The organism is Paenibacillus sp. SER-28, from assembly GCF_052906305.1.
Window position 1 is genome coordinate 203,283 of sequence record NZ_JBRECM010000002.1, and the last position, 20,856, is coordinate 224,138.

Sequence of the window (20,856 nt, forward strand, 5' to 3'; positions counted from 1 at the left end):
TGCGTGAGGCCGATATTATAATTGCAATCGGGTTTCGGATATGTTTGCTCCCGTTTTTATTTCTGTTCTGAGCATAGCTTCCCGCCATTGTTTATACAAATTCAAGGCGTCCCCGTTTTCTAGCAGCGGTTTGCAGGTATACAAACCTTCCTCTATGGAGTCGACTCGTCCTGCAACGAACAGTCGGACCGCACTGTTGAGTAACACTTGATTCGAAAAGGCTATAGAAGCTGTACCTTGTAGCACTTCCTCCGTAATGCGCAGCTGTTCAGCGGGGGTCCAGTTATGCTCTGGTACCACCGAATCCAGCCCGTACATTTCTGGATCAATAACCTGTAGTGACACCTCGCCGTTAGCAAGCAGGTAAGTCCGGGTCGGCCGATCGATGAACAGGTCCTCCGATCCTTCGCTCCCCTGGACGATCAGAGCCCTGCGGTAATTGAGATTTTGCATGAGTTTCGCCGTCTTCTCGAACACAGTATTGTGGAAAACGCCGAATACAATATAGGGGGAAGAACCGTAATCAACCAGTTTCTCGGCAGTATTCAGCACCGTGCGAAGCCCCAGTTCTTCGCGAATGGACCGCAGATCTCGCAGGGGCGCGCACCACTGTTCGGAGGCTATGAATAGTACACCAGTCAGCTTCGCGGCATGAATGGCGGTTTCGCGTGTCATGTTCCCGGACGTAACCCCCATTTCCTGCAGTAAAAGCGGTAGCGTAACCCCCCATTTGGGAGGGAGAGGTGCGCTGCCATGCATCGTTACAGGTATTCCGCATGAGGCGAGTACGAAGGCTGTTGTGAAGGTGGCGATAAACGATGACTTCCTGCCATCGTACGGACCGGCAAAATCAATACCTTCCTGCATCGGGAAGCGATGGGTATATTTACGGCAAACGTTTACGAATGCTTCCAGCTCGGCAACGCTCTCCATTTTAATGCGCTCCGCGGCAAAGAAAGCTCCGATTTGAGCAGGGGTTGCCGACTGGGTCATAATAAGCTCGGCAGCAGCTTCGGCTTCGGCATAATTCAGATCTCGGGCGCCTCTTTTGCCGCGACCCACTTCTTTTAATATTTCAATGATATTCATGTTCAGGCCCCTTTCAGATTTATGCTTTTAGCATTTGCTGTGCTTTGACGATGGAGATGGCCACATCAACGATACGTTTGCGTTCGTTCATTGCTTTTTTGCGTAGCACATCATATGCTTCAGCTTCCGGGATACCGTTTACTTCCCCCAGTATTCCTTTGGCCATATCAATCCATTTGCGTTCTTCCAGTCGAGCAGTCAGTTGCTTGCGTTCACTTTGCCAATGCTGGCGTTCAAAAAAGCGTTTGGCACTAAAATGAAGAGCCCAATTCAGCTCATGGGCTGCCATTGAAGGGGTTAGAATGCCATCGACAGTGACATCAGCTTCACAAGCCTCTGTTGATGATAGCGCTGATTCTGCGCTGCACCACCAGAGCAATGGGACCGCTTTGGCTTGCTCCAGCCTGTCACTCCATATGCTGATAGTGCCGACAGGTATGTTTAGTACCGCCGCATCTGCATTAAGGATTAGCTGTTTGATTTCGGATTCATTGCGGCAGGGCAGAGTTAGGTATCCGTTGGACTCTAAAAGGTACTCAGGTCCTGCCTGCCATGAGGAAACGGCGTGTGTCTGCTCAGATACATGGTCAGAATGTAAGTGAATTACCAACAAGGAACGCAAGCGGGCTCCTCCTCTCTGTAACATGAAGGGTAGTTAGGGATGGGGATGGTATTCATTGATAACAAATATGACATGAAATTTTATCTGTTTGCTTATTTTTTTCACCATCATCAAATTAAAACGGACTTTTAAACCATTTTGGCGTGTTTTGGTCTGAAAATCAATCCTAATTTTGTAGGAGAGTGATATTTTATACGTCATAGATATGTTACATGGTGATAAAATATAATTTTTTATAAGATATTGCGTAAGGAATGTTGACATATCATTTGAACCATTATATATTAGCTACAGTACTTTTTAATTCCATACTCTGATGGATACAACGGCGTATTCGATGAAACGGCAATGGAGCCTGTTTTCTCATGTGAGGGATATTTTGAATCCCCATATGTGAAGCAGGCTTTTTATGTTTTAAGGATACAAATGGAAGGGGAGTGACCTTATGAACAATATCCAAAAGTTAGTGTTGATCGGCAACGGAATGGCGGGAATACGCACTCTCGAACATTTGCTGAAGCTTGCACCAGGTAGCTATGAAATTACGGTATTCGGGGCCGAGCCCCATCCAAACTATAACCGGATCATGCTGTCCTCCGTTCTGGCGGGAGGGGCTGGTTTGCAGGATATTGTCATCAACGACTGGAGTTGGTATGAAGACAACAATATTCGATTGTATACCGATGATCCTGTCACAGCTATCGATCCGGAAAAGCAGCAGGTGACGTCGCGCTCCGGCGTATGCATCTCTTATGATTTGTTGTTGTTGGCAACAGGTTCTAAAGCCTTTATTCTGCCGCTTCCAGGAGCCGACAAGGAAGGTGTTATCGGTTTCCGGGATATTCGTGACTGTGAAACGATGATGGAGACCGCAAAGACGCACAAAAAAGCAGCCGTCATCGGCGGCGGATTGCTTGGGCTAGAGGCAGCTAGGGGGCTGCTTAACTTGGGGATGGACGTCACCGTTATTCATATTAACGGATATATTATGGATCGACAGCTGGATGAGGCTGCTTCCCTTATGCTACGGCGCGAGCTGGAGGAGCAGGGAATGACTTTTCTGGTCAATAAGCGGACGGCGGCTATTACGGGGCGTCGCCGCGTGGAAGGGTTGAAATTTGCCGATGGTAGCGAGCTGGAAGCAGATCTGATCGTTATGGCGGTAGGCATCAAACCAGACATTGAACTGGCGGTGTCGGCGGGAATCCCTGTAAACCGCGGCATCATCGTAAATGATTACATGGAAACGAATATCCCCGGAATCTACGCCGTTGGAGAATGCGCAGAACACCGGGGAATCACTTACGGGCTGGTTGCTCCATTATATGAGCAAGGTGGTGTACTGGCTCAGCGGCTCGCGGGAATGGAGACTCCCGGCTACAGTGGTTCTGTTACCTCGACAAGGTTGAAGGTATCGGGTGTCGACGTGTTTTCGGCAGGGGATTACAAGGATGAACCGGGAACACGTTCCCTTCGTTATCAGGATGATATTGGCGGCGTCTACAAAAAAATCGTGATCAAGGAAGAAAAACTGATCGGAGCTGTTCTGTTTGGGGATACGTCTGACGGAGCCATGCTATTTTCTTTGATCAAAAGTGGCGAGTCGGTGGTTGGCCGAGAGAAAGAGTTATTACTTGGCTTCAATCCCGGTCAACCTGAAGCTAGTGGCGCCATGATGCTAGAGCAGATGCCTGATGACGAAATTGTATGCGGATGTAATGGTGTATCCAAGGGTGACATTGGAGAGGCGGTTGCGGCTGGCTGCCGGAGTGTCGGGGAGATTAAGGCATGCACAAAGGCATCGGCATCATGTGGCGGCTGCAAGCCATTAGTGGAGGGACTCTTACAGCTATACGCAGGCGCAGAGGCCGGAGAAACGATGAAAGAGGGAATTTGTAGTTGTACGACGCTTGACCGGGAAGCGATCATTGATGGCATTCGGGAGATGGGATTGAAGAGCGTCAAAGAAGTGATGAATGTGCTGGGATGGAACGAACCGGAAGGTTGCACTAAATGTCGGCCGGCCCTCAATTATTATCTAGGTATGCTATGGCCGCTGGATTATGAGGATGAGAAGGAATCCAGATTCACGAATGAACGGTACCATGCCAATATACAGAAAGATGGCACCTATTCTGTCGTGCCCCGCATTTATGGAGGAGTTACTTCACCTGCCGACTTGAAGAAAATTGCTGCTGTCGCAGAGAAATACAATGTGCCTCTGGTGAAATTTACGGGTGGCCAACGTCTTGACCTGCTTGGTGTGAAGAAGGAGGATTTGCCGGGGATCTGGGCCGAGTTGGATATGCCGTCTGGATATGCCTATGGAAAGACGCTGCGAACGGTTAAGACGTGCGTAGGTAACACCTTTTGTCGCTTTGGCACTCAGGATGCTATGGGTATGGGCATCCGGTTGGAAAAGGCATTTGAACGTCTGAATGCGCCATCCAAAGTCAAACTGGCTGTATCTGGTTGCCCGCGTAACTGCGCTGAAGCGACGATCAAGGATTTGGGCGTCGTTGCTATTGACGGTGGCTGGGGGATCTACGTTGGAGGTAACGGCGGTATTAAGGTTCGGGCAGCTGAACTGCTTTGTACCGTTAAAACTGAGGATGAAGTGATGGAATGGACCGGTGCCTATCTGCAGTATTATCGCGAGCAGGCCAATTGGAACGAACGCACAGCCCATTGGGTGGAACGGGTCGGAGTTGAATCCATCAAACAGGCACTCGCGAATGCAGAGACGAGGAAGCAACTGGTGACCAGAATTGAGGAGACGTTAAGCACGACGACTGATCCGTGGCACGAAATTATTCACAACGAAGAGCTGTGCAAAAATTTTGTGCAACTGCCGGAACTTAAGCCAGTAATGGAATAGGGGGCTGACAAAATGGAGACTAATACGACAACCAACAGAATCAGAATAGCTGATCTGAACGAAATAGACCGACGTGGAGCAAGGACAGTTCGCATTCATAATACAGAGATAGCTGTATTCCGTCTGAGCGATGGCAGCGTGCATGCGCTTGAGAATCGTTGTCCGCACAAAGGGGGACGGTTATCCGAAGGAATGATATGTGGCTCAACGATCCATTGTCCACTCCATGACTGGAAAGTTGACCTTTCCACTGGCCGGGTGCAAGAGCCGGATACTGGATGTGTGACTGCTTACCCCACGGAGATTGACAGTGAGAGCGGGGAGGTTTATATCGTAATCTAAGAGTTCTATGCGTATTGTGCTGGAGGTTCTGCTTTTTTTTCTTCTATATAATAGAAGGATCAAGGTGAAAGGCTTTGTTGAAGAAGTAGGCATCGTTTTGATTGAAAAATAGGTTATTGACTAAATCTTAGTCAATAACCTATTTTCTTTTCACAGGATAACTGGATTTATCTCGAGACAAACAAAAAAGCCTTGAGTATCAAGGCTTTTGACGAATAGGACGGATGGGGATCGAACCCATGACCCTTACCCTGTCAAGATAATGCTCTCCCGCTGAGCTACCGTCCTGCGGTTACTAGATAATATCATGTATTAACCATATATGTAAAGTGGAAAAATAGAAGTCAGCCTGTACTTCATGAGCATTTATATATATAATTCGAATTTAGCGAGTTTGCAATTTGGAATTAATGATAGGGGGAACAGATGATGGCCGCAGAAATTATAAGTGTAACAACAGAGGAGCAGCTACAGCAGGCAATATCGATCCGTACCAAAGTGTTTGTCGAAGAGCAAAAAGTTCCTCTCGATTTAGAAGTTGATCATTATGACAAGCTGGGAGATACGGCCCATCATTTGCTAATTTGTGAACATGGTGAAATGGTGGCCACTGGTCGGTTGACATACTATGAGGAAGATACAGCTAAAATGCAACGTATTGCCGTTCTCAAGGAGCATCGTGCCGCAGGCTATGGACGTGTATTACTACTAGCACTGGAGGAACGTGCACGTGAATTGGGGCTAAGATACTCGCTGCTAGATGCCCAATGTCAAGCCGAGAAGTTTTACGAAAAGCTCGGTTATGAGACGATCTCCGATGAACCTTTTGACGATGCGGGAATACCGCATGTACGTATGCGCAAAAAGTTGTAGTCGACAGCGTAAGGTGCATACAAATCTGTACAATGTGCATGCTAGTAAAAGTTCCTCCACTAAACTATGGATAAGGAGCGATACAGCATGGCTAATACAGAACGGGAGCAAATTACAGCAGTACGTAAAAACGGAGATGGCGACCTTGCGTCTTTTCAGACATCTACCGGTCGGATTTTAGATTATAGCCAAGCATTGAACGAGATTGAGGCAGGCTCAATTGCAGGCGTTAACGTGTTCAAGGCCAAGGATGGAAGCAAACGAATTCGGGGAGATGCCGATGGAGATCCTTCTAATAACCTGGATCAACTGCCATTGTTCTGACCTTAACTCGCAACATTAGAATGCAAGTTCAACATTATATTCAAGAACAGCAAGCCGCCTGGCTATCCTTTGTAGGAAAGCCAGGCGGCTTTTGTTAATTGTTCAAGCTGTATTTAGTATGCTACTCTGCACGTTCCAACTCTGTAAGTTGATATACTCGTTGCTGCTCCAGAAAGGACATGACCCCTGCCTTCTCCCTGAACTGTTCCATATCATCACTATAGTGCATTAGATGAATCCGTTCTTGAAGAGATGGCGCCAAGCTTAGCAGCTCGTCCAATGTCGTATGGACTTCTCCAGCGCCTTGTAATTGAACCTCATGGAGAATACTCCGACATCCTCGTTCATGCACCAGATGATGAAGCAAATCAGGGTCAAAAACCATATCTGCACTATAAAAAAGGCGGTCATTAATGAATATGGAATAACTGTTTTTACCAGGAATATGCCTTGTAGGGATTAGCTCCACCTGAATACCGGATACTAATGTAGTGGGTACACCAGGCGTTATTACGTTTACCTCGAATACATCTTCAAGCTTGTCAATCATGCCCTGCTGTGACATTCCGCCCTTGAGTGTATGCTCCCATAAAGGGTAGATTAGTGGTTCGGCAATATAAAGTAGAGGCTTGCGACGATGGAGAATGTTCATTTGAAAACCGAATTCCTCCAAACCTCCGACATGATCTGCGTGAATATGTGTGATTAAAATTGCGTCAATATCAGGCAAAGGGACGTCCATTTGGTGTAATGCTAAAGAAGCGGTTGTACCGCAATCGATCAGCAGTTTGCCTTCTCCGCTGTCCAGCAGCGCGTTGTTGTTGTAATAATGCTTGGCAAAGGCACTTCCTGTGCCAAGCATTTGTATCGTTAGGCTCATTATGGATTTATCCTCCAGACTTTGTGTACTAGGACTTCTACAGTCGTATTTTATCACCTATGCTACCGGAACTAAAGATTTGGCTCCTTATGTAAAAACTTTGGACAATTTGTGAAACACAGCGCAACTTGTGCGGCTGAGCTAGGTATAAATGTACGACAGAAGGTTTTAAACAGATGACGATGGAGGGATTAGTAGTTATGAAATGGAGAAGAGTGATGGCCCTGATGATGGCCTTTTCAATAATGGGAGGGACCGCCATTTCGGCGGAATCCGCCAAGGACCAAGTGCAGTTGATTATTAATGGAGAAGTGTCAAAAGATGGTGCAGTTGTCATTGATGGGAAAACATATGTGCCTATCCGTGATTTTAATGGACTTGTCAATTTTGATCCATCCGGTGGAAAAGTTGTTTTCGACCAGCCGAACGTGCATATGTTCCTGTTCAAGGGAGATACTGTGTTTGGTAACGTGAATAAAGGCAATAAAGTGAAATTTAATGTATTTAGTCAAATTGATACCTTGAAGACAGATATCTCCGGAGTGAAGGTAGCGATCACCGACCCTTCGGGCAACGTGAAGGATATTCAGTCTCAAGATATCAAAGGAGCGCAAAAGGATAACTTCTGGTTCCGTACGAACGACTTTACGTATGATTTCAAAACAGCAGGGAATTACCGGGTTGGTTTCTATATTAAAGAGAGCAAAGACGGCAGCTATACCTTGGTGTCCGAAAAAGTCATTACAGCGATAAATTAGGCATACCACAAATTGACCTGCACCCTTGATCATGTTACGATACGGGGGAAAATAAAACAATTTGAAGGTAGGTATTTCCATGAGTGATCACAAACATGAACACGGTGAAGCCTGCAACCACGATCATGACCACGAACATGAAGAAATGGTTCTTACGCTAACTGATGAAAATGGTAAAGATGTAGAAATGGTGCTGGTAGAGACCTTTGACGTAGAAGATCACATTTATGCTCTTCTGCTTGAGCGAGGCAATCCTGAAGCGGATGGCATTATTCTTCGTATGGAAGAAGAAAACGAAGAAATGGTGCTTTACAATATTGAGGACGAAGATGAGTGGAAACGTGTAGAAGCCGCATATAGCGAGCTTGTTGCCCAATACGAATAGAATTGGATGTAGCAGCTGTATAGCTCTTCAAGAAAAAAAGCCCCCGAATGGGGGCTTTTTTTCTTGACTATCAACATGTTTTTTAAGCATGTGTTGACAGTTCAATATTATGAAATAGCGTCAGTTTCGACGATAACCTTCACCTGATGTACTGTTCGGTCCTCAGGTCCTTTAACAGGCAGGCCTACTTCTACATGATCAACAATATAATCAATATTGTCCTGCGAAATAACTTCTCCTGGCAGTAAGATTGGAATACCAGGTGGATACACATAGATGAATTCTGCAATAATGCGACCTGCAGATTCCTTGAAAGGCACGATTTCCGTATCTCCATAAAAAGCGTCTCTTGGAATGAGGGAGAGCTGAGGGATATCCGGTATCTTTACAACTAGCTCATGCTCCTGACCTGTGGAATAGTGCAGAGAAGCCAGCTCACGCAGAGCTTTCAACAAAATTTCAATTTCCTCTTTGGTATCACCAGGGGTCACCAAACAGAGAATATTGTACATATCGCTAAGCTCAACCTCGATATTGTAGTGATCTCTCAGCCAATTCTCCACATCGTATCCGGTAAGGCCCAAATGGCGGATATGAACCGTAATTTTGGTTGGATCATAATCATAGGTAGCTTCCGTGCCAAGAATTTCGCTGCCAAAGCAATATAGCCCTTCAATCTTGTTGACCTCTGAACGACAATATTCAGCCAATTCCAGAGCGCGTTGTGCTATTTCATGACCGTTAAGGGCCAGATTACGTCGGGATGTGTCCAACGAAGCCAGCAGAATATACGAAGTCGACGTTGTTGTCAGCATACTGAAAATCGTTTGTACACGCTGTGGGTTAACGTATCCGTTTTTCGTATTTACATTCAGAATTGAGCTTTGAGTCAAGGAACCACCCAGCTTGTGAACGCTTGTAGCTGACATGTCTGCTCCCGCCTCCATGGCGGACATCGGTAGATCAGAGTGAAAATGAATCAGTACTCCATGAGCCTCATCGACCAGGACCGGCACATTATAGCTGTGAGCGAGATCTACAATTTCCTTCAAATCGGCGCACACACCGTAATATGTCGGGTTGATAACAAGGACGCCCTTGGCGTCAGGGTGACGTTCCAATGCCCGGCGTACGGACTTGGTTGTAACCCCGTGGTGAATACCGAGATTCTCATCACTGACTGGAGAAATAAATACCGGCTTTGCACCAGCAAAGATAATGGCAGACATTATAGATTTGTGTATGTTTCGGGGTACAATAATTTTATCACCAGGTATGCAAATCGACATAATCATGGTGATGATGGCTCCGCTTGTCCCCTGTACACTGTAATACGTATAATCAGCTCCGAAGGCCTCTGCTGCAAGCTTTTGAGCTTCTTCGATGACGCCTGATGGCTGATGCAGATCGTCCAATGGAGCGATGTTGATCATATCTATGGAAAAGGCATTATCCCCCATAAATTCGCGAAATTCCGAATCAGCTCCCACTCCCTTTTTATGGCCTGGGATGTGAAATTGAACCGGGTTGCTCTGAGCATGCTTTTTCAAAGCAGTAAAAAGCGGGGTGTTGCTTTGATTCATTAGTGTTGTCACAACCTTTCGTGCAGGATTTCGACAATCCTGTGCAAGTGATAATAGAACAAAATTGAGTATAGCAGTTTGAAGTAGGAATGCAAGCGATTGAGGGCGCATTTATTTGCGAAAGAGTGGAGTAGGCTGAGAACCCGGTCTATACAGCCAAAAAACGAAGGTGGAGGAAGTGGATTAGATGAGGCAAATAGGAAGAAAAAAAGCTTCGCAGCGGTGGTGGACTCCTTTTTTTACCAAATTGTGGATTTTGGTATTTCTGGTCGAATTTATGAAAGGATCTCTTCTGGTATCCATCCTGCCGGTATATATGGGAGAAACGCTTGGTTTGTCGGCCGGGATTATTGGTTTGGCCTTTTCACTTCAGTATTTTGGAGACAATGCGTTCCGGGCACCGGCGGGCTGGATGGCTGAACGGCTCGGCTACCGTGGAACGATGTCGACCGCACTGTTGTTTACGCTTGTAGCGATTATTATGCTGAGCGTATTGACAGAGCCCGTGTGGCTCGTCGTTGCGTGTCTGCTGCTCGGTCTGGGTACTTCTCCGCTCTGGCCTTGTGTTATGACCGGAACGACCGAAATGTCCGGGCCTAATAACAGCAATGGCGCGGCGATGGGCACACTGGAAATTGCTTCTATGGGTGGAACGGGATTGGGTCCGCTCATTATGAACCTTGCCATATCCCACTATGGGCATTCTTACGGCATGGTGTTCATGATTTTGATAGGATGCAGTATTGTATTGTTGTTGGTTGCTCTTATGCTGCCAGGACCGAAAAGGTCTCCTGATAAAGGTGACCTCGAACAGAGCGCTTTAGTGTCGTCTGATGGGTACACAAAGCAGAAACAGCAAATTCTGAAAGGAATCCAGGAGACGATCGGTGTGCTCAAAACAAAGCTTAACGTCAATCCGTTAATTTACCCGGCGCTATTTTTGCAGTCTTTTGTTATCGGTTTGATCAGCCCCGTACTGACGCTGTACGCTCGGACGGACCTCGGGATTTCACCAAACCTGTACAGCGTGCTTCTGATTGCAGGCGGTGGGGTGACTGTGCTGGCCCTGATCCCTTGTGGAAAGTTGGTCGACAGACTTGGAACGGAGTATTTTCTACATGTTGGCTTTTTGCTAGCCGGAATTACGCTGTTTTTCTTCTCAATCGTTCGATCTATTCCGCTGGTGTTTGTATCCGTGGCGCTTATTGGTTTGGGATATGCGCTCATTTTGCCTGCATGGAACACCTTTCTTGCCCGATTGATTCCGGAAAGCGAGCGAGCAACGGTGTGGGGCTTTTTTTTAACACTTCAAGGCTCCGGCATGGTTATAGGCCCGCTCGTTTCAGGAGTGCTATGGGACCGTGTCGGACACACCGCTCCATTTATCATCAGTGGGGTCGTGATGCTGCTCATGTTTGGCTGCCACCTGGCTCTGGCGCGCAATCCACGCAGGAAGACTGTGGAGGCCTGAACAGCGCCTTGAAAAGCGGCGAGGGCTACTCTTTCGAGAAAGACATTCGGTACAGCGGCAGCAAATGCTCAAAGGTAGAACGCACTGCCTGTAATAATGCAGCCCCGTCGCTGGCAAGTGGATCTTCTCGGTCAATACGGATTCCACACATGACCTCCGCTTTTTTTACCTGTTGCAGCTTGCGGATGATCGTTTGAAAATCTTCATTATCCATATGTTGTTGTTCTGTGCCTTCCGGAGCCATATGATCCATGGACCAGTAAAAATGATCAGGCAGGTTAGAGCGCACATCGCTCAGATTGGCTTCGAGTGCCTGGGCAAATGTAGCTTTGTTAGGACTTTCATAAATAATTGCAAAAATAACGAATAGGTGGGAAGCGAACATACCTACCTCAAAATGCGGCAGCGCCTTGTACCCGCGCTTATTTGCCGCCCAGGCTACCCAAGTATCTTTGGGGGGATTGACTTTGCGTCGTGCATGCTTGGCGACGTGAACGTGCATGGGCTCTCCACATAAGTCCGTCAGAAATGGGGCTAATTCCTCGCCAATTGCCTCCAGCTTGGGCCGAACCTGCTGAATCAGCACTTCCATACGAGGCTCCAATCCCGGTATTTCGAAAACATCGAAGTCCTTTGCAGTAAATCCACTAAATGTCATTCCTTTTCCTCCTGTAACTGGGTTAAGCCATAACGAGTGGCGTAATATGTCCAATTATAGCATAATGCCGCCGGGCTTGGCCGACTTTAGACTAGGTTTGAAACAAGCATATAAGGCAAAAGTAGGATTGTTCGCTGTTACTCATAAAAATAGGTCAAATAACCAAGTACCCTTACATAAAATGAAGTATAAAATAGAGCAAGGGAAGATCAAGCGGGAAAGCCGCAGGCTTGCTGTAGCCGGACTTCTTGAATCGGACTTGAAAAAGGAGGGAATGCCGTGAACAAGGGCTGTGAGGTAGAATATTGCAATCTAGAGCTCCGGTTTAGCCGTCGGCATATCCATAATCTGATCAAGGATTTGATATCGGAAGGGTATTCGCTGTACTGGAGCGAGGATGAGTCGTACCTGGTTTTGTCGGTGAGAACCGGGCGTAAGCTGGTGAAGCTCCGTTTTCAACAGCTGCGCACAGGACACTACAAGTTGGCTGGAGATTATGTAATCCGCGATGCCAAGCTGGCTGAGTGGTTGGAGAAGCTGATTGGAAGCACCCGAGGTCATGCCATTGTCAAAAGAGTCAAGGATCATCATATTTTGGTAGAAAATATTTTGTTTGGTGAGGTCATTCGTCTGGTCGAGGTTACAGGCTTTAAGCAGCGTGTCATTTATCAGAAGGGGCCGGTGCTGTCCGCACAGGAAATGGAGGATATGTACGCTTCCAATGAAGGAGAAACCCGACTGCTGCTGCTTAAAATGGAAGTGGACGATGAATTGGAGAAGCTGTTTATAGCGATGACAGACGGAGATACGGCTAAAATCGGGAATTGCCATGAACGCCTGCAAACGCTATCCCACCAACTGCTGATGATGGAAGCGTAGTACATCTGAACACCTCATGTAAATGGGGTGTTTTGATCTGTGAATAGACAGGGGTTCACTTCTTACATCAAAAACGTTAAAATAGAAGTGCACGTGTTCCGATTCACATAAAGTGTAATGCGGTAAAGCGGCGATATAGAAGACAAAATATGTTGCAAAGGATGAGGAACCAGATGGCAAAACAGCAAATTGGTGTGATCGGCCTGGCGGTAATGGGTAAGAATTTAGCCCTTAACATTGAGAGCAGAGGCTTCACCGTCTCGGTTTTTAACCGCTCTCCAGAAAAAACGCACGATCTTATCAAAGAAGCAGAAGGTAAAAAACTGACGGGTACTTTCTCTATTGAAGAATTTGTGAACTCATTGGAATCCCCCCGTAAAATCCTGATCATGGTTCAAGCTGGTAAAGCAACAGATGCCACGATTGAACAGCTTGTGCCTCATCTGGACAAGGGCGACATTATTATAGACGGAGGCAATGCCTACTTCCCTGATACACAGCGCCGCAGCAAGGAGCTGGAGGAAAAAGGACTTCGCTTTATTGGTACAGGCGTATCCGGTGGTGAAGAAGGTGCCTTGAATGGTCCTGCTATCATGCCGGGTGGACAGGAAAGTGCCTATAAACTGGTAGAGCCGATTCTAACGGCAATCTCTGCTAAAGTGGAAGGCGACCCTTGCTGTACATATATCGGTCCTGACGGTGCTGGTCACTATGTAAAAATGGTGCATAACGGTATCGAATACGGCGACATGCAATTGATCGGTGAAGCGTATCACTTGTTGAAATCAGTCCTGAATGTGAATGCGGAAGAGCTTCATGAAATCTTCACGGAATGGAATAAAGGGGAACTGGACAGCTACCTGATCGAAATTACAGCTGACATTTTCTCCCAGTATGATGCTGAAACAGGCAAGCCAATGGTAGACGTTATCTTGGATGCTGCTGGTCAAAAAGGTACAGGTAAATGGACAAGCCAAAGCGCGCTCGATCTGGGTGTGCCATTGTCCATGATCACCGAATCCGTATTCTCCCGCTTCTTGTCTGCTATGAAAGACGAGCGCATTGCGGCAAGTAAAGTGCTGAGCGGTCCTAATGCTGAGTCCTTCAGCGGCGACAAAAAAGAATTTATCGAAAGTGTACGTAAAGCACTGTTTGCAAGTAAAATCGTGTCCTATGCTCAAGGTTTCGCTCAAATGCGTGCAGCTTCCGATGAATATGATTGGGATTTGAAATACGGAAAAATCGCTATGATCTTCCGCGGCGGTTGCATTATCCGCTCGCAATTCCTGCAAAACATCAAGGATGCATATGACCGCGATCCTGCCTTGAAAAACCTGTTGCTGGATTCTTACTTCAAAAATGTGGTTGAAACGTATCAAGATGCATGGCGTCAAGTGATTTCCGTGGCTGTATCCCAAGGTATTCCAGTGCCTGGCTTCTCCAGCGCGCTTGCATACTATGACAGCTACCGCACTGAGCGTTTGCCAGCAAATCTGCTGCAAGCACAACGTGACTACTTCGGTGCCCATACGTTCAAACGTGTGGACAAAGAAGGCGTATTCCATCATCAATGGTTCTAATGAACGGACGGATATGCATGAATAGCATTATGTAATACAACGGAAGCTTTCTTGCCCTATGGGTAGAAGAAGCTTCCGTTTTTTAATTTATAATTATGGATACGATTATGATGGCAGTAGAGGATTGTGTAATCTTTTGGCGCTATGGTATGATAGGGACAAAATATTTTAATGCATTACCGCGTCTAAGCTTTGAGTCAAAACAAAAAAGACGAGAAGGTTCCCGTCTCTTTTGTTAATCAGGTTTTCTATTGCTCCTGTGACCATTGCAGCATGCCGCCAGTCATGTTAGTACAGCCTTCATAACCTAGCTGCTGTAGATATTCGCAGGCTCGTTCACTGCGGTAACCGCTCCGGCAAATAAAGATAATTTCACCGGTGCGTTCAATTTCTTCAAGACGACCCGGAAGCTGTCCGAGCGGAATGTGCTTGGCACCTTCAATCATGCCTTCCGCTACTTCTTCCGCTTCGCGGACGTCGATTAATTGCAATTGCTCTCCTGCTTGCAGACGTGCGCGCAACTCAGAAGGTTCAATCAGGGCGATTTGCGTCATGGCCGGACCTCTTTTCTGATATATATTGGGTGCTACGTATGTTTTTGACGTGTACAAAATGTCACACACACTCTATGTATGATAGCTAAGCTATCTCTAGGCTGTCAATCGGCTTAATCCTAAAGGCAGATAAAGATTAATTAACCGACGGAATTCAACTTGGGGGACTTAGATTAATATTTCTTATTTTTTGGGTGGAGAAATGAATGCTACAACTTGTATAATTAACGTAAAATAGGATGGTTTGAACTGAAAAGGAGCATGTACATTATGGATGTTATCGTTAGACCTACCCCTTCCTTGCAAGGAGAGATTGGGGCCCTGTCCTCCAAAAACTACACTACTCGTTATCTGCTCACTGCGGCACTTGCTGAGGGACAAAGTACCATTTATTATCCAGCTCATAGTGAAGATAGTGATGCTATGCGTCGTTGTATCGCCGATCTGGGGGCAGTACTGGAAGAGGATGATGAAAAAATAGTGATTACAGGTTTTGGTAGCCATCCTCAAGCTGTGAAGGAATTGAATGTGGGAAACGCAGGAGCGGTGCTCCGTTTTTTGATGGGTATTGCATCTCTTTGTCCGGATGTTACATTTGTTAATACATATCCCGACTCATTGGGCAAGAGACCACATGATGATTTAATCGATGCATTGGGGCAACTGGGCGTGAAAGTAGATCATCGTGAAGGTAAGTTGCCAATTCGTATTCAGGGTGGTCAGGCGAAAGGCGGTAAAATTCAGGTGTCCGGCTCGGTTAGCTCACAATATTTGAGCGCCCTGCTATTCCTTACGCCTTTACTGGAGGAAGACAGTGAAATCGAAGTGCTGCATGATTTGAAATCTAAGGTGGTCATTGGGCAGACACTGGAGGTATTGCAAGAAGCTGGTATTATCATTCATGCAAGCGATGATTACATGTCTTTCCGTGTCCCGGGGCGGCAATCCTACCAGCCACGTACGTATACGGTACAGGGAGACTATCCAGGGAGTGCGGCGGTGCTGGCGGCGGCTGCAGTAACGAATTCCGATGTTACCATCCATCGTCTTAAAGAGCAAAGCAAACAGGGAGAACGCGCTATCGTAGATGTGCTGCGTATGATGGAAGTGCCACTGACACATGAGAACGATACCGTCGTTGTGAAGGGCAATGGCCGATTGAAAGCTGTTGAGTTTGACGGTGATGCTGCAACAGACGCTGTGCTTGCAATGGTGGCTGCGGCTGTATTTGCTGAAGGCACGTCCCGTTTTTATAACGTGGAGAATTTACGGTATAAGGAATGTGACCGCATTACCGATTATTTGAATGAGCTGACCAAGGCTGGTGCTCGGGTAGAAGAACGTCAAGCAGAAATTATCGTACATGGCAGACCGGAGGGTGTCGAAGGTGGCGTGGAAATTAACGCGCACTTTGATCACCGTGTTATTATGGCCTTGACGATTGTTGGTTTGCGCGCACAGAAGCCGTTAGTGATTAAGGATGCACATCATGTCGCCAAATCGTATCCGCAGTATTTTGACCATCTAACGACGCTTGGTGCTTCTGTAGAATGGGTAAAATAAAAACAAACGAAGATGCGAATAGGAGGGAACAGAATGGCTTTTGAAAATCCGTCAAGAGAAGAGATTAAAAGCATTTTGGAACAAGTAGGCAATATTGCGGTTGTTGGTTTGTCTGATAAATCGGACCGTACCTCATACATGGTTTCTTATGCCATGCAGAAGCGGGGATACCGGATTATTCCAGTTAACCCTGCGGCGGCAGGGCAAACGATTCTTGGGGAGACTTGTTATGCCAGTCTTGCTGAAGTACCTGACCCTGTGGAGCTGGTCAATGTATTCCGCCGCAGTGAATACTGTGCAGAGGTTGCGCGTGAAGCAGCTACTATTGGAGCTAAGATTTTGTGGCTTCAACAGGGAATTATAAGCCAGGAAGCCGCTGACATTGCGCAGGAGCATGGAATGACGGTTATTATGGATCGTTGCATTAAGGTCGAGGACTCAGTGACCCAAGCTGTACGTAAAGGATAAACATGGATCAGTGATCTGTGCTATACGCAGATGAATAAAAACCTTCTTCCCTTGCTTCACAGGGTTGAAGGTTTTTGGTGCGAAACGAGGAATATGGTACAGTATATTATACTTTCAGGAATCCATATAATGTATGTATGTCTTGATGATGAAATGCTCTAAACGGATTCATAGTGTTATCTGTTGTGATGATATAGTTTTTGACCTGTAGTAGCGTAAATAAATATTTTGGCAGATGGAATCATTGCTTTGACAAAAGTATTTATTCGGCTTACCATCAGGGATAGAAAGGAGAGGAATGCCATGAATTGGCTCGGATCCTTACAACAGCTCGGTCGTGCTGTCATGCTCCCGACGATGGTGCTACCAGCCGCTGCAATATTGCTAAGTCTCGGCAGCCTTCCTTGGTCCACATGGGGATTCCCTATGGTGTCTGATATGGCAAATGCGGCTGGACACGGGATTTTTTATTTTTTGCCATATTTATTTGCGGTTGGTGTTGCCCTGGGTATGTCGAATCAGGCAGGTCAGGCGGGACTGGCAGCATTGGCTGGTATGGCTATATACGATCAGGTCACATTGAGATTTGGAAACGGACTCATTCAACCGGCGACGCTCATTGGTATCATTTTGGGGGTCATTTCAGGGGTGGCCTATAATCGCTTCAAAAGCATCAAATTGCCCGAGGTGCTTCAATTTTTTGGAGGTACCCGATTTGTTCTGCTGCTTATTGGCCTCTTCTCGGCTGTGTTTGCAGGACTCATGCTAATTATTGCCCCACTCATACAGAGAGGGCTGCAATTTATAGTAGGTCTGGAATCAAGCTTGGGCGGCTTTGGACTGTTTATCTACGGTATTCTATACCGGTTGCTGGCGGCCTTTGGTCTGCACCATCTGCTTAATAATATTTTTTGGTTTCAACTGGGTACATATAAAACGCCGTCTGGCAACGTTGTACAGGGCGATTTACCCCGGTTTTTTGCTGGCGATCCGACAGCGGGCTATTTCATGTCCGGGTTGTTCCCCATTATGATGTTTGCCATCCCTGCCATTGCGCTGGCGATCATTCAGGAAGCGCGTGAAGATTTGAAGCCAAAGGTGCAAAAAACATTTTTGACAGCTGCGCTTGTTTGCTTTTTTACTGGAGTGTCGGAACAGATTGAGTTTGCCTTTTTGTTTGCTGCTCCTTATTTGTTCCTCGTTCATGCAGTTATGTCTGGGCTGGCCATGTGGCTTACCTTTGAGCTGGATATTCATCACGGATTTTCCTATTCGGCGGGTTTTATAGATTATGTCCTTAATTTTCATCTCTCACATAACGCCTGGTTGTTAATTCCAGTGGGGGTGGCGTACGGGCTTGTGTATTATGTACTGTTTCGATGGGCTATCCGGCGGTTCCGTATTCCAACTCCTGGGCGCGAGGAAGGTTCGGTTCTGGAGGATTGGGCCGGCAATATTCCTTATAGTGCTCCGCTTATTTTGGAAGCACTTGGCGGGAAGGAAAATATTGTGCAGGTAGAGGCCTGCATCACACGTTTGCGGCTGACCGTCCACAATGACAGGCTGATTGATACCGGAGCGATGAAGGCTTTGGGATCGGCCGGGCTTATCAATCTGGGTGGGGGTAATTTGCAGGTTGTATTCGGAACGTATTCAGAACTGATTCGTGAGGAAATCGCGAAGCTGATGGAGCGTGATCTCCCTCAAATTTTGTTCAACGCTCCTGTACATGGAAAAATGCTACCGATTCATGAAGTGCCTGACAAAATTTTTGCGACGAAGCTGGTCGGGGACGGTGTTGCTTTTGTTCCCGAACGTGGTGAACTTGTGTCTCCAGTGTATGGTACTGTGATGCACTTGTATCCGACCATGCACGCTTTAGGCATCTCCACACGAGAGGGACTTGAGGTTCTGCTTCACATAGGGATTGATACTTCACAGCTAAAAGGGAATTTTACTGCTATGGTAGAAGCAGGCGATACGGTGGAACCGGGGCAATTGCTGATCAAATTTGATTTGCAGGCGCTGCGAGAGCAAGCTCCATCGCTGGTGACTCCTATGGTCATCACGAATCCAGATCGCGTCAAGTCGTGGAGCTTTGCTCCGTTTAAAACAGTGAAAAAAGGTCAGGCCTCGGTAATGTCCGTTGTGCTGCATGACAGGAATGTTGGAGGGGTAGAAACATGATAGAAGGCATCGGCGCCGCAGCAGGTGTGGCAATCGGGAAGGCATTTGTCCTGCCGAGCTGGGAGTGGGATTTACCTGATCAAAAAATGGATGCGGTAGATCTTGCAAAGGAATTTGAACGTTTGTATGAAGGGATACGCACATCCAAAAGTGAAATCCAGTTTATTAAGGATGAGTTTCGAGAGATGGTGGGGCCAGAAGAATCCAGCATTTTTGATGCTCATCTTGCGATATTGGAAGATCCGGAATTCATGAATGAAATTCGTGGAATTATTGAGCGTCAGTACAAGGCGGCCGAGGTGGCCGTGAAGGAAGCCATTGATCATTTTGTGACAATGTTTGATTTACTGGACGATGAATATATGAAGGAGCGGGCAATCGATATCAAAGATGTGGGGAACCGGCTGCTCAAGCATTTGCTAGGTGCACCGGAGGTGACTCTTCCCAAGGACACACAGCCCTATATTCTGGTAGCCAAGGAGCTCTCACCCTCCCAATCGGCACACTTGAATCCTAGCTATGTTTTAGGGATTGTAACTATGAATGGTGGTAAAACTTCGCATTCTGCGATCATGGCCCGTGCACTTGGTATTCCACTTGTTTCAGGACTAGAGAGCAATCTGAATTTGCCCGTTCAAACGGGAGACATGATGGTTGTGGACGGAGACCTGGGCAAAGTTTATGTGAATCCGGAAAAAACGGTAACTGATCATTATAAAATTTTGCGCGACGAGCAGCGACGCAGAAAAGAGCAGCTTCAGGTACTTGCTTCTGTAGATGCCGTGACCAAGGATGGAACCACTCTGAGGCTGGCGGCCAATATTAGTTCGATTAAAGAGCTGGAGGCAGCTTTGAAGCATGGCGCTCAAGGTGTAGGACTGTTCCGCACGGAATTTTTATACATGGATCGCAAATCTGCTCCAGATGAAGAGGAACAGTATGAAGTATATCGGCTGATAGCGGAAAAGGCAGGAAACCACTCCGTAGTCATCCGTACATTGGATATCGGTGGAGATAAGCCGTTGGACTATCTTCAACTACCAGAGGAAGAAAATCCTTTTCTAGGTTACCGTGCTATACGGATCAGTCTGGATTGGAAGGAATTATTTAAAACCCAGTTGACTGCAATTTTGCGAGCCAGTGCAATGGGAAATATCAAGGTAATGTATCCGATGATTTCATCCGTGGAGGAGGTTCGCCAGGCAGATGCTCTTTTGAAGGAGGCTATGGCGGATTTGGATGCAAGAGGGCTTGCCTATAATCCGAATATTCAGCGAGGAATTATGATTGAGGTACCGGCTGCGGCGATGATCGCTGATCTATTGGCAGCTGAAACAGATTTTTTTAGTATCGGAACGAATGATCTGGTTCAGTATGTGCTGGCTGTAGACCGTATGAATGAGCAGATTGCACATATGTACCATCCATACCATCCAGCTGTACTTCGAATGCTGCGCATGACTGCACAAGCGGCACATCAAGCAGGAATTGATGTGAGTGTATGTGGTGAGATGGCTGGAGATGAACGGTCCGTTCCTCTTTGGCTGGAATTGGGGATACATCAACTCAGCATGTCTCCCCAATCTTTATTGCGGGTCAAGCATCGTGTGCTGAATACGACTGCATCTGAGGCAACGATAGTCGCTCAGGTTTGCTTTGGCATGTCCACTGGTGCAGCGATCGAAGACAAGCTCACCGCAGCTAATGTCAGCTGCACTCCGGCCGGGCCAGGACGGCAGTAATATGTAATGTCCGTATACAT

At 46.8% G+C, this 20,856-nt stretch carries 19 protein-coding genes and 1 tRNA gene; 13 read left to right on the plus strand and 7 right to left on the minus strand.

Annotation, left to right across the window (positions count from 1 at the left end):
- Window positions 1–15 precede the first annotated feature (15 nt).
- Together ACUYLD_RS06280 and ACUYLD_RS06285 are read right to left on the minus strand one after the other, a co-directional pair.
- Entirely contained in the window at window positions 16–1,089 is a 1,074-nt protein-coding gene (locus ACUYLD_RS06280) for an anthranilate phosphoribosyltransferase (RefSeq protein WP_061828978.1), read from the minus strand.
- 19 nt (window positions 1,090–1,108) lie between these two features.
- Complete coding sequence (locus tag ACUYLD_RS06285) at window positions 1,109–1,711, minus strand: ANTAR domain-containing response regulator (protein WP_061828979.1); 603 nt, start codon at window positions 1,709–1,711, stop codon at window positions 1,109–1,111.
- 445 nt (window positions 1,712–2,156) lie between these two features.
- Here ACUYLD_RS06285 and nirB point away from each other — a divergent pair, with 445 nt between their 5' ends.
- Together nirB and nirD are read left to right on the plus strand one after the other, a co-directional pair.
- Window positions 2,157–4,589 (plus strand): nitrite reductase large subunit NirB, encoded by a 2,433-nt coding sequence (gene nirB / locus ACUYLD_RS06290; protein WP_446674633.1) that lies wholly within the window; start codon window positions 2,157–2,159, stop codon window positions 4,587–4,589.
- Between the two features lie 12 nt (window positions 4,590–4,601).
- Window positions 4,602–4,931, plus strand: a complete 330-nt coding sequence (gene nirD / locus ACUYLD_RS06295; RefSeq protein ID WP_254325323.1) for a nitrite reductase small subunit NirD — start codon at window positions 4,602–4,604, stop codon at window positions 4,929–4,931.
- Between the two features lie 216 nt (window positions 4,932–5,147).
- On the opposite strand, the gene ACUYLD_RS06300 is transcribed toward nirD, so the two are convergent.
- Window positions 5,148–5,219: transfer RNA gene (locus tag ACUYLD_RS06300), tRNA-Val, on the minus strand.
- Between the two features lie 141 nt (window positions 5,220–5,360).
- On the opposite strand from ACUYLD_RS06300, the gene ACUYLD_RS06305 reads away from it, so the two are divergent.
- Both ACUYLD_RS06305 and ACUYLD_RS06310 read left to right on the plus strand, forming a co-directional pair.
- Window positions 5,361–5,804, plus strand: a complete 444-nt coding sequence (locus ACUYLD_RS06305) for a GNAT family N-acetyltransferase (RefSeq protein ID WP_061828982.1) — start codon at window positions 5,361–5,363, stop codon at window positions 5,802–5,804.
- Window positions 5,805–5,891: 87 nt separating this feature from the next.
- Window positions 5,892–6,128, plus strand: a complete 237-nt coding sequence (locus ACUYLD_RS06310; protein WP_016822393.1) for a DUF3892 domain-containing protein — start codon at window positions 5,892–5,894, stop codon at window positions 6,126–6,128.
- Window positions 6,129–6,249: 121 nt separating this feature from the next.
- On the opposite strand, the gene ACUYLD_RS06315 is transcribed toward ACUYLD_RS06310, so the two are convergent.
- Window positions 6,250–7,008 (minus strand): MBL fold metallo-hydrolase, encoded by a 759-nt coding sequence (locus ACUYLD_RS06315; protein ID WP_250268782.1) that lies wholly within the window; start codon window positions 7,006–7,008, stop codon window positions 6,250–6,252.
- A 200-nt stretch (window positions 7,009–7,208) separates the two neighbouring features.
- Between ACUYLD_RS06315 and ACUYLD_RS06320 the strand changes: the two genes are divergently transcribed.
- Together ACUYLD_RS06320 and ACUYLD_RS06325 are read left to right on the plus strand one after the other, a co-directional pair.
- Entirely contained in the window at window positions 7,209–7,766 is a 558-nt protein-coding gene (locus ACUYLD_RS06320) for a hypothetical protein (protein ID WP_013310940.1), read from the plus strand.
- 79 nt (window positions 7,767–7,845) lie between these two features.
- A complete protein-coding gene (locus ACUYLD_RS06325) occupies window positions 7,846–8,151 on the plus strand; it encodes a DUF1292 domain-containing protein (RefSeq protein WP_061828984.1) in 306 nt (101 codons plus the stop codon).
- A 107-nt stretch (window positions 8,152–8,258) separates the two neighbouring features.
- Here ACUYLD_RS06325 and ACUYLD_RS06330 read toward each other — a convergent pair whose 3' ends face one another.
- Window positions 8,259–9,734: an aminotransferase class I/II-fold pyridoxal phosphate-dependent enzyme gene (locus ACUYLD_RS06330; RefSeq protein WP_061828985.1), complete on the minus strand. Its 1,476-nt coding sequence runs from the start codon at window positions 9,732–9,734 to the stop codon at window positions 8,259–8,261.
- A gap of 187 nt (window positions 9,735–9,921) precedes the next feature.
- Between ACUYLD_RS06330 and ACUYLD_RS06335 the strand changes: the two genes are divergently transcribed.
- Window positions 9,922–11,205 (plus strand): MFS transporter, encoded by a 1,284-nt coding sequence (locus ACUYLD_RS06335; RefSeq protein ID WP_446674634.1) that lies wholly within the window; start codon window positions 9,922–9,924, stop codon window positions 11,203–11,205.
- Between the two features lie 25 nt (window positions 11,206–11,230).
- On the opposite strand, the gene ACUYLD_RS06340 is transcribed toward ACUYLD_RS06335, so the two are convergent.
- Window positions 11,231–11,863: a YktB family protein gene (locus tag ACUYLD_RS06340; RefSeq protein ID WP_235309488.1), complete on the minus strand. Its 633-nt coding sequence runs from the start codon at window positions 11,861–11,863 to the stop codon at window positions 11,231–11,233.
- 279 nt (window positions 11,864–12,142) lie between these two features.
- Here ACUYLD_RS06340 and ACUYLD_RS06345 point away from each other — a divergent pair, with 279 nt between their 5' ends.
- Both ACUYLD_RS06345 and gndA read left to right on the plus strand, forming a co-directional pair.
- Entirely contained in the window at window positions 12,143–12,742 is a 600-nt protein-coding gene (locus ACUYLD_RS06345; protein WP_061828989.1) for a hypothetical protein, read from the plus strand.
- Window positions 12,743–12,915: 173 nt separating this feature from the next.
- The gene (gene gndA / locus ACUYLD_RS06350; RefSeq protein WP_013310934.1) at window positions 12,916–14,322 is read left to right on the plus strand and encodes an NADP-dependent phosphogluconate dehydrogenase; all 1,407 of its coding nucleotides are present in this window, start codon (window positions 12,916–12,918) and stop codon (window positions 14,320–14,322) included.
- Between the two features lie 248 nt (window positions 14,323–14,570).
- Here the strand turns inward: gndA and ACUYLD_RS06355 are convergent, their stop codons facing one another.
- Entirely contained in the window at window positions 14,571–14,876 is a 306-nt protein-coding gene (locus ACUYLD_RS06355) for a rhodanese-like domain-containing protein (RefSeq protein WP_010345522.1), read from the minus strand.
- 270 nt (window positions 14,877–15,146) lie between these two features.
- Here ACUYLD_RS06355 and aroA point away from each other — a divergent pair, with 270 nt between their 5' ends.
- From aroA to ptsP, 4 genes are all read left to right on the plus strand, one after another.
- The gene (aroA, locus tag ACUYLD_RS06360; protein WP_061828990.1) at window positions 15,147–16,439 is read left to right on the plus strand and encodes a 3-phosphoshikimate 1-carboxyvinyltransferase; all 1,293 of its coding nucleotides are present in this window, start codon (window positions 15,147–15,149) and stop codon (window positions 16,437–16,439) included.
- Window positions 16,440–16,472: 33 nt separating this feature from the next.
- Window positions 16,473–16,907 (plus strand): CoA-binding protein, encoded by a 435-nt coding sequence (locus ACUYLD_RS06365; RefSeq protein ID WP_254329785.1) that lies wholly within the window; start codon window positions 16,473–16,475, stop codon window positions 16,905–16,907.
- A gap of 303 nt (window positions 16,908–17,210) precedes the next feature.
- Complete coding sequence (locus tag ACUYLD_RS06370) at window positions 17,211–19,094, plus strand: glucose PTS transporter subunit IIA (RefSeq protein WP_023989337.1); 1,884 nt, start codon at window positions 17,211–17,213, stop codon at window positions 19,092–19,094.
- On the plus strand, window positions 19,091–20,836 hold the full coding sequence (ptsP, locus tag ACUYLD_RS06375; RefSeq protein WP_446674635.1) for a phosphoenolpyruvate--protein phosphotransferase: 1,746 nt from the start codon (window positions 19,091–19,093) through the stop codon (window positions 20,834–20,836). The genes ACUYLD_RS06370 and ptsP overlap by 4 nt, the downstream gene beginning before the upstream one ends.
- The last annotated feature ends 20 nt before the right edge of the window (window positions 20,837–20,856 follow it).

Coding starts and splice junctions, on each gene's coding strand:
- ACUYLD_RS06305 (WP_061828982.1), top strand. CDS start 5,361: ATGGCCGCAGAAATTATAAGTGTAACAACAGAGGAGCAGCTACAGCAG.
- nirD (WP_254325323.1), top strand. CDS start 4,602: ATGGAGACTAATACGACAACCAACAGAATCAGAATAGCTGATCTGAAC.
- ACUYLD_RS06365 (WP_254329785.1), top strand. CDS start 16,473: ATGGCTTTTGAAAATCCGTCAAGAGAAGAGATTAAAAGCATTTTGGAA.
- ACUYLD_RS06340 (WP_235309488.1), bottom strand. CDS start 11,863: ATGACATTTAGTGGATTTACTGCAAAGGACTTCGATGTTTTCGAAATA.
- ACUYLD_RS06310 (WP_016822393.1), top strand. CDS start 5,892: ATGGCTAATACAGAACGGGAGCAAATTACAGCAGTACGTAAAAACGGA.
- ACUYLD_RS06315 (WP_250268782.1), bottom strand. CDS start 7,008: ATGAGCCTAACGATACAAATGCTTGGCACAGGAAGTGCCTTTGCCAAG.
- ptsP (WP_446674635.1), top strand. CDS start 19,091: ATGATAGAAGGCATCGGCGCCGCAGCAGGTGTGGCAATCGGGAAGGCA.
- ACUYLD_RS06280 (WP_061828978.1), bottom strand. CDS start 1,089: ATGAATATCATTGAAATATTAAAAGAAGTGGGTCGCGGCAAAAGAGGC.
- nirB (WP_446674633.1), top strand. CDS start 2,157: ATGAACAATATCCAAAAGTTAGTGTTGATCGGCAACGGAATGGCGGGA.
- ACUYLD_RS06320 (WP_013310940.1), top strand. CDS start 7,209: ATGAAATGGAGAAGAGTGATGGCCCTGATGATGGCCTTTTCAATAATG.
- gndA (WP_013310934.1), top strand. CDS start 12,916: ATGGCAAAACAGCAAATTGGTGTGATCGGCCTGGCGGTAATGGGTAAG.
- ACUYLD_RS06335 (WP_446674634.1), top strand. CDS start 9,922: ATGAGGCAAATAGGAAGAAAAAAAGCTTCGCAGCGGTGGTGGACTCCT.
- ACUYLD_RS06355 (WP_010345522.1), bottom strand. CDS start 14,876: ATGACGCAAATCGCCCTGATTGAACCTTCTGAGTTGCGCGCACGTCTG.
- aroA (WP_061828990.1), top strand. CDS start 15,147: ATGGATGTTATCGTTAGACCTACCCCTTCCTTGCAAGGAGAGATTGGG.
- ACUYLD_RS06370 (WP_023989337.1), top strand. CDS start 17,211: ATGAATTGGCTCGGATCCTTACAACAGCTCGGTCGTGCTGTCATGCTC.
- ACUYLD_RS06325 (WP_061828984.1), top strand. CDS start 7,846: ATGAGTGATCACAAACATGAACACGGTGAAGCCTGCAACCACGATCAT.
- ACUYLD_RS06330 (WP_061828985.1), bottom strand. CDS start 9,734: ATGAATCAAAGCAACACCCCGCTTTTTACTGCTTTGAAAAAGCATGCT.